Origin of the sequence: Variovorax gracilis, assembly GCF_030317115.1 — a bacterium.
GTDB classification, from domain to species: Bacteria; Pseudomonadota; Gammaproteobacteria; order Burkholderiales; family Burkholderiaceae_C; genus Variovorax; species Variovorax gracilis.
Genome location: NZ_JASZYF010000019.1, coordinates 100,448 through 107,730, shown reverse-complemented (window position 1 = coordinate 107,730; position 7,283 = coordinate 100,448). Strand labels below are relative to the sequence as shown.

Genomic DNA, 7,283 nt, shown 5'->3' with positions numbered 1-7,283 from the left:
CAGCCTGATGGCTTCGATCTTGAACTCGTCCGTGTATTGGCGCTTCGGCAACTTGCCATCTCTCATTTCATTTTCTCCGTACTCCAGAAGTTACCAACTTCTTGCTGTACGTGAAATCGAGGCAGGGTCAAACCGTTGCATCGACCGGTTGAATCCGCAGATCCTGTGCAGTCATACGCACCCTCGGAACGAGTGGCTCCTCATGGCCGGCTGCTTCAGTTCGACAAGCTCACGCAGATGTCTGCAACGGGCACAGAGCCGACTAACGACGTGCACGCCTCATGACTGGTTAGCGACCATTTCCGGACGAGGATTGTTCCACCCCTGAACTTCCGTTCCTGGCCGAACTGCGTCTTCGGCCGTCGCCGTGCGAAGGGCGGCTACCGCTGCACTCCCGCGGCTCAGTTCGGCCACGAGCCGACATACGGCAAGGTCTGTTTCTGAGCGATCCGTCTCGAGCAATGGAGGCGCGTGTTCGGAATGCGGATGCGTCGTTGCAGATGTGCGGGGCCTGCCAGCTTCAGCCTTTCCCGTGATGGAGAAGATGAGCGCCGCGGCGCCGCTTGAGCTAGTCGGCGCCGCGAGGCGTGCGGACGCCCCCAACGTTTGCGCCCCGCGTCAAAGCCACCATTGCTGGCCGAATGCCTCGACCTGGGCCCCGCCTTACTTGACCGTGTAGCCACGACCCTCTAGGCATGCGGCGCGAGCCCTGGCAAACGAAGCCTGCTTTTGCTGCGTGGCCGACGCCTGCTGCTGCTGGGCCGAATTCGCTGCCGCCACGTTCTGCCGGCGGCTTTGCCCACGCGCAGCCACCGCACCCGCCGCCGCACCGGCGCTGGCGTTTCCGCCGGCGATCTCGCCGACAGCAGCGCCGCGCAATGCGCCGCGAGCACCTGCCCCCGGGGTCGTCCCAGTCGCTGTGGTCGGCGGCTTGGCCGTGGGCGCAGGAGGAGGTGGTTTGGCTGGATCAAAGCCGGACTGCTTGACCGCCCACGAATAGCAGGCGGCCTCGTCACTCTTCTGTTGCTCTGGGCTCTGGCCCTTGGCCGGGTACACGTACTGTTGTGCGCTGGCTTCGGAAATCAACAAACCTGCCAACGCCAGGAAGCACAGGGTTCGATGCTTCATTTCGTGGACCTCCGATCAATGATGGCGCGAGTCGCGTCAGCGCCGCCGCTCGAGTTCACCTGAACCGAAACTGAATTCGCCAGGGACGATGACGACGATGGCTCGAGGGCAAGGTCCAGACGCGAATATCTCTCGCATCCACTATGGACTTCGGAATGCTCGCCGTCTACTGCCAGCAAGGGTAGGTGGCAGTGCGCGCAGTGCGCGCGAGGTCTACAGTGGTCCGTGCTGCCCTCGGCGATCGTCTAGCCGAGGGCGAGCTTGTTCGAGAAGCTGTGCCGGTGATTGAGAAACGTCGTCTCTAGAAAGGAACTCACCATGAACGGACCGTGCTCATTTACCGCCGCCGCCGTCGTGCTGATGCTGGCGGCTTTGCTGCCGCTGGACGCCTCGGCGGCGGCCTGCGCCAAGGGCGTCTACCGCGCGGGCTGTGTCGGACCGAACGGCGCCGCGGCCGTCCGCAAGCCGGTACCGCCACCGGCACCAAAGGTGGTTTGCGCGAAGGGCGTTTACCGTGCGGGGTGCGCCGGCCCCAATGGCGCGGCAGTCGTCCGCAAGTAGTTCGCGAAACGCCACATCGGCCGGCAACACGATCGAACTTGGAGGAAGCCCCATGAGAAAGTCGAATGACGATTTTTCCGGGGGCCGCACGCCGATGAAACGGGACAGCCTGCGTTGCGCGTTTACTGCATTCGCGCTGGGCCTCAGCCTCGCGGGCATCGCTGCGGCACAGAAGGCGTCACCGGGCGCGCTCGACCGGGCGGTCCTTCCGATCGCCGAGCCACGGCGCACGCCCATCACCCAAGTCGATGTGCGCAACGCAAAGGCGCCGCCCCGTTTCGAGGTGAAAGCTCCGAAGGGCGCGCCGAACGTCGTGATCGTGTTGCTCGACGACATGGGGTTTGCGCATCCGAGCACCTTCGGCGGCGCGATTGCCATGCCGACGCTCGACCGGCTCGCCGCCAACGGCCTGCGCTACAACAACATGCACGTCGCTGCGTTGTGCTCGCCCTCGCGAGCGGCGTTGATCACGGGCCGCAATCATCACACCAACAACACCGGCGCCGTGCAGGAAATCGCCACCGCGTTCGAGGGCAACACCGGCATCCGTCCGGCGAGCGTCGCGCCGCTGCCAGAGATGCTGCGTCTGAACGGCTACAACACGGCTGCATTCGGCAAGTGGCATCTGACGCCGGCCTGGGAAACCAGCATCTCCGGCCCCTTCACGACGTGGCCCACCCAGTCGGGCTTCGAGAAGTTCTACGGCTTCCTCGGCGGAGAGACCAACCAATGGTCGCCGCTCTTGTACGACGGGGTGACCCGGGTCGAGTTGCCCGCCGATCCGAACTACCACTTCATGACAGACATGACGAACCAAGCCATCGCCTGGGCTCGGTTCCAGCAGTCGATGACACCCGACCGGCCGTTCTTCATGTACTTCGCCCCTGGCGCTACCCACGCGCCGCACCATGTGTCCAAGGAATGGGCCGATAAATACAAGGGCAAATTCGATGAGGGCTGGGACAAGTACCGCGAGGACGCTCTGGCCCGGCAGATCAAGCTCGGCATCGTGCCGGCTGGAACGAAGCTCGCGCCCAAGCCCGCCGGAATCAAGGATTGGGACAAGCTGACGCCCGATGAGCGACGGCTGTTCGCGCGGCAGATGGAAGTCTTCGCGGGATTTGCCGAGCAGGCCGACTATGAGATCGGTCGCCTGGTGAAGGCGATCGAGGATCTGGGCGTGATGGACAACACGCTCTTCATCTACGTCGCCGGTGACAACGGTGCGAGCGCCGAGGGTGGGGCGACCGGCCTGTTCAATGAACTTACGTTCTTCAATGGTGTCCAGGAGACCGTCGAAAACCAGTTGAAGAACCTCGACAAGTGGGGCGGCCCGGAAACCTACCCACACTATGCCGCCGGCTGGGCCGTCGCTGGCGATGCGCCTTTCGCCTGGACAAAGCAGGTGGCGGGGGACTACGGCGGCACCAAGACCGGCATGGTCGTGCACTGGCCAAAGGGGATCAAGACGAGGGGAGAAATTCGCTCCCAGTGGCAGTACATCACCGATCTCGCGCCGACGGTGCTCGAAGTTGCGCAGTTGTCGTTTCCAAAGTCAGTCAACGGCACGGTCCAGAAGCCCTTCGAGGGCGTGAGCATGGCTTACACGCTCAACGATGCGAAGGCGGCCGACCGACGGAAAACGCAGTATTTTGAGATTCTCGGCAACCGCGGCATCTACCACGATGGCTGGCTCGCGCGTACCGTGCACAGGGCGCCATGGGAACCCAAGCCACGCGCGACGCTCGACAAGGACACGTGGGAACTCTTCGATGCGCGCAACGACTACAGCCTTGCCACCGACCTCGCTGGGAGGCAGCCGGCGAAGTTGAAGCAGATGCAGGCCGTGTTCCTGAAAGAGGCGGCAAAGTACAACGTGCTTCCGATCGACGACCGCAGCGTCGAGCGCTTCAACGCGGCGATCGCCGGGCGTCCTGACTTGATGGGAACGCGTACTTCGATCACGCTCTACCCGGGCATGACAGGCATGATGGAGAACACGTTCATCAACGCGAAGAACCGCTCCAGCACGATCACCGCCGAGATCGACGTCCCACAAGGCGGCGCCGAGGGCGTGATCTTCGCGCAAGGCGGGCGTTTCGGCGGCTTGAGCCTGTACCTGAAGGACGGCAGGCCCACGTACACCTATAACTGGGTTGGCCTCGAACGCTACACGGTGGCCTCTCCTCAGGCGCTTCCGCCGGGTAAGGCGACCATCAAGCTGGACTTCGCGTATGACGGCGGCGGCCCCGGCAAAGGTGGCACGGCCTCACTATCGGTCGGCGGGCAGAAAGTGGCCGAAGGCCGAATCGAAAAGACAATTCCATTCCTCATCTCGCCCGACGAGGGCGCCGACGTTGGCGAGGACGATGACACGCCCGTCTCAGGCGACTACGTGGCGGGCATCAAGAGCCGATTCACTGGGAAGATCGATAAGGTGAGCCTGGAGGTCCGGTGAGACGCACCAGCCGTTTCGGTCGAAGTCTGCTATCTCCATGAACTGCCCGTCAAAGGGCTCCTTTCCGGAAGGCGCCTCCAGGACGCGAGGCTGCCTGCCTTGCGACTTTCACCATGGGAACCGCGACCCGACACCCGGGTGTCTCCGTCGGCGGTGATCCAACGCGTCAGTGTCTGGTTTGGGGCAATCAATTTTGTAGCGGCTACTTCCGCAATGGGCCCATCTGCGACATCCACGGTTCGCAAGCGACCGGCCCCAACCAGTCTGAAGCACCTGTCCGAGCTGGACCTCGAATCAGACTGCTGGCCTAAAGGGGGCATGGAAGCGCGCGCAGCGCGGGGGGTGACGCCGCGCACGCAGGACTGTTGCCCTCCGGAGCAACAGTCAATTGCGTAGGTCCTATTGGCTCAAGGGATGCCCGACCTTCATCTGATTGGGGCCGGTGATCTGGATCCAGGTGCCTGCCAGGGGTTGCTCTTGCAAGCCAGGCTTGGTGTAGTCACACACCCCGCTCGGGAAGACGGCGCGCAGGGACGCGAGATCTGCATCGCGCGTTGCACCGGTCCATGCAGGGTTCCGCGAAGCGTAGCCGGCATAGTCCCCGGCCGTGAGCGGTCGGAGCTGGCACTGCATCGCACGCGACGGCAACGGTTCGCCCGCCTCGAACCGGGGGAACGAAGACGCCGGGTACATCGCGTTGCAGCGCGACGGCTCTGACCCGAAGCCGACGGTCCCGGCTGGCGAGGTGCTGCCATTGCCGTTTACGAACACCGAATTGAACCCACCAAAGACCTGCGGTTCGGCGATGAAGTCATCCGCGGCCCCCGCCGTCGTCGCGCCGAAGCAGCCGTCCACCATGGTCGTTGGCTTGTTCTTGACCACCTTGGCCGCCAGTTTGTCTGCCGACTTGTCATTGGCCACTGCTGTCAGCCACTGATCCATTGCCAGGAACGCCTTCTGGAGGGCAATGTTGCTGCGTCCGGTTTTTGCTGGCCGCGGTGCCTGCAACGGCGTCGTGTGGTTGGCGTTCGGGTCCGGCGTGAACGCGGCGACATTGGCCATGCCGTTCCACATCACGTGGTTGTCGAACTTTCCGGCGGCAGCGGCAATGCGCGCTCGCAAGATGTAGTGGAAGAACTTCAGGTGCATGTCGCCGGCACCCGTGAACTCGTTGTTGATCCCGTCGAGGTCCAGAATCGCAGTCGACGCCAAGCCCGCCCCGCCGTACATGATCATGCCGGTCTGGTAAGCCATCTTCAGAGCCTCCGGATCAGGCTGCATGCGCGCGGTGCTCAAGTTGCCGTCCGGGTCCTGACCGCCGATGTTCTGGTTCAGGTGGATGAACTGCGCCATCGTGATCTGGCCGGAGTTCAACGCGTTCAGACCAAACTGCACACCGGCATTGCCCACGTACGAACGGGCGAAGCCGGTCGTGGCATCGACGCCGAGCACGTTCTTGTTGTGATCTGGCACGCTCGGGCGCAGGCCTGTCGGATTGGCCGCCAACAGACTGACAGGCGGCGCAGGAAGGACGCCCATCGGCGCAGTAGTGACCACGTTGGCTGGGCTGTACTTTTCGCTGGCCCCGATCACCGTACTGAACACCGAGCTGTTTCCAGGGCCAGCCGTCACGTTGTCGCGATCGCCCTGGTTGGGCTGGCGCAAGACCGTGTCTGTCCGGGCCGCCCAGAAGCTCGCCTGCTGCCGGACGCTGTGGTACGTCGAGTACCCCGACGCCGCCGCGATCTCCGAATTGGTCCAGTTCAACAACGTCGAGTTGGCCGCGCGTGCCGCCGCTGTGGCGGTGTCATAGGTCGGGTCGTACGGGCTGTTCGGCACCGGCGAGTAAGTGCCGTTCTGCGTCGTTCCGTTCTTGGTGTGGTTCAGTTGGTAGTTGTAGAACAAACGCCCTTCCATGCTCTGGGGGCCCGAGTTGTCCGGGAAGCCGGCCAGCATCACGATGCCGTCGAGCAGGCCCGGGTAGGTGTCGGCAATCATGCTTTGCTGCATTGCAGAGCCCGAGCTTCCCCAACCCATCGTGTAGAGGACCGGGCCGTTGGCCTTGATGAAGCGCTCCTTGACCATCATCATCGTCTCTGCCGAAATGATGTGATTGCAGTTCTGGCCGAAGTAGTTCAGCGTCGAATTCGCGACGGCAAAACCCTTGCTCAGCGGCAGGTCGTTCAACGCATTGAAGTCGCCTGCTGCGCCGTTCGACGAATTGGTGGATCCACCCACCGGACCCATCGAGCGACCTTGCACGTACCAGCCGCCGCCGCAGCTTTGGCCGAAGGGATAGACCAAGCGACCATTGAAGGCGCTCGGCGGCTTCACAGCGGTGGGGTTGGGATTGTTGACCGGCTCGCCAAGCACGGCAATCTGATAGATGCCGCGATTGATGACCCCGGTCTCGATCCGCACGATGTAGGGCACGGTCTTTCCGTCGAGCAATGTAGTCGTCTCGATCGTTGCCGGCGGGTTCGCCGGGTCGTACTTCTGCCAGACGGCGGTGCCTGCCTTGGTCGCGTCGTGGTAGACCCAATCGACGCGGGTGGACGCGGCGCAGTTCGGATCTGTGTTCGGGCCTGCAGTCAGGGTGGGGCCGCCGGGATAGACATTGAAGGTGTCGGTCTGGCAGTGGAAGCTGCCTTCCTGCGGTGCATACAGGATCGGGCCCTGGATCGGATAGGCGGTCAGCTTGAGACTTCCGCGCACTGCGTTGCTGGCGTCACGCACCTCGATCGTATTCTCCCCTTGCACCAGGCCAGTCAGCAGCCCGATCGAACCGTTGCCGGTGGCGGCCTTCTGGAACTGACCCGTCACGTCCACGTCGTTGAGCGTGACCTTGACACCAGACACTGCGGCACCGTCGGTGGCCGTCAACTGAATCAGCGTGTCGCTGCCACTGGTCATCTTTTCCGGCGAGGACAAGCTTTGAACCAGAACCGCCGTCCCACCGCCGCCGCCGTTCCCACCGTTTCCATTGTTGCCGCCATTGCCTGCGCCGCCTCCGAAGAAGCCGCCGTTGTTGCCACCGCCGCAGCCGGCCAGCGCGGAGGCCAGCGCCATCAGCAGCAAGCCCGAGGCACGCAGCGGTCGGCTCTTGGCCCAGGTATCCGATCTCTTCATCTTGTCT

The 7,283-nt window shown here is 63.4% G+C and carries 4 protein-coding genes; 2 read left to right on the top strand and 2 right to left on the bottom strand.

Annotated elements, in window-relative coordinates; genetic code table 11:
• Nucleotides 1–663: 663 nt before the first annotated feature.
• Nucleotides 664–1,128, bottom strand: coding sequence for a hypothetical protein (locus tag QTH97_RS26495; protein WP_286571501.1), 465 nt, complete (start codon nucleotides 1,126–1,128; stop codon nucleotides 664–666).
• Between the two features lie 318 nt (nucleotides 1,129–1,446).
• On the opposite strand from QTH97_RS26495, the gene QTH97_RS26490 reads away from it, so the two are divergent.
• Both QTH97_RS26490 and QTH97_RS26485 read left to right on the top strand, forming a co-directional pair.
• On the top strand, nucleotides 1,447–1,689 hold the full coding sequence (locus tag QTH97_RS26490; protein WP_286571500.1) for a hypothetical protein: 243 nt from the start codon (nucleotides 1,447–1,449) through the stop codon (nucleotides 1,687–1,689).
• A 52-nt stretch (nucleotides 1,690–1,741) separates the two neighbouring features.
• Entirely contained in the window at nucleotides 1,742–4,147 is a 2,406-nt protein-coding gene (locus tag QTH97_RS26485) for an arylsulfatase (protein WP_286571499.1), read from the top strand.
• Nucleotides 4,148–4,546: 399 nt separating this feature from the next.
• On the opposite strand, the gene QTH97_RS26480 is transcribed toward QTH97_RS26485, so the two are convergent.
• Complete coding sequence (locus QTH97_RS26480) at nucleotides 4,547–7,276, bottom strand: DUF6351 family protein (RefSeq protein ID WP_286571498.1); 2,730 nt, start codon at nucleotides 7,274–7,276, stop codon at nucleotides 4,547–4,549.
• Between the last annotated feature and the right edge of the window lie 7 nt (nucleotides 7,277–7,283).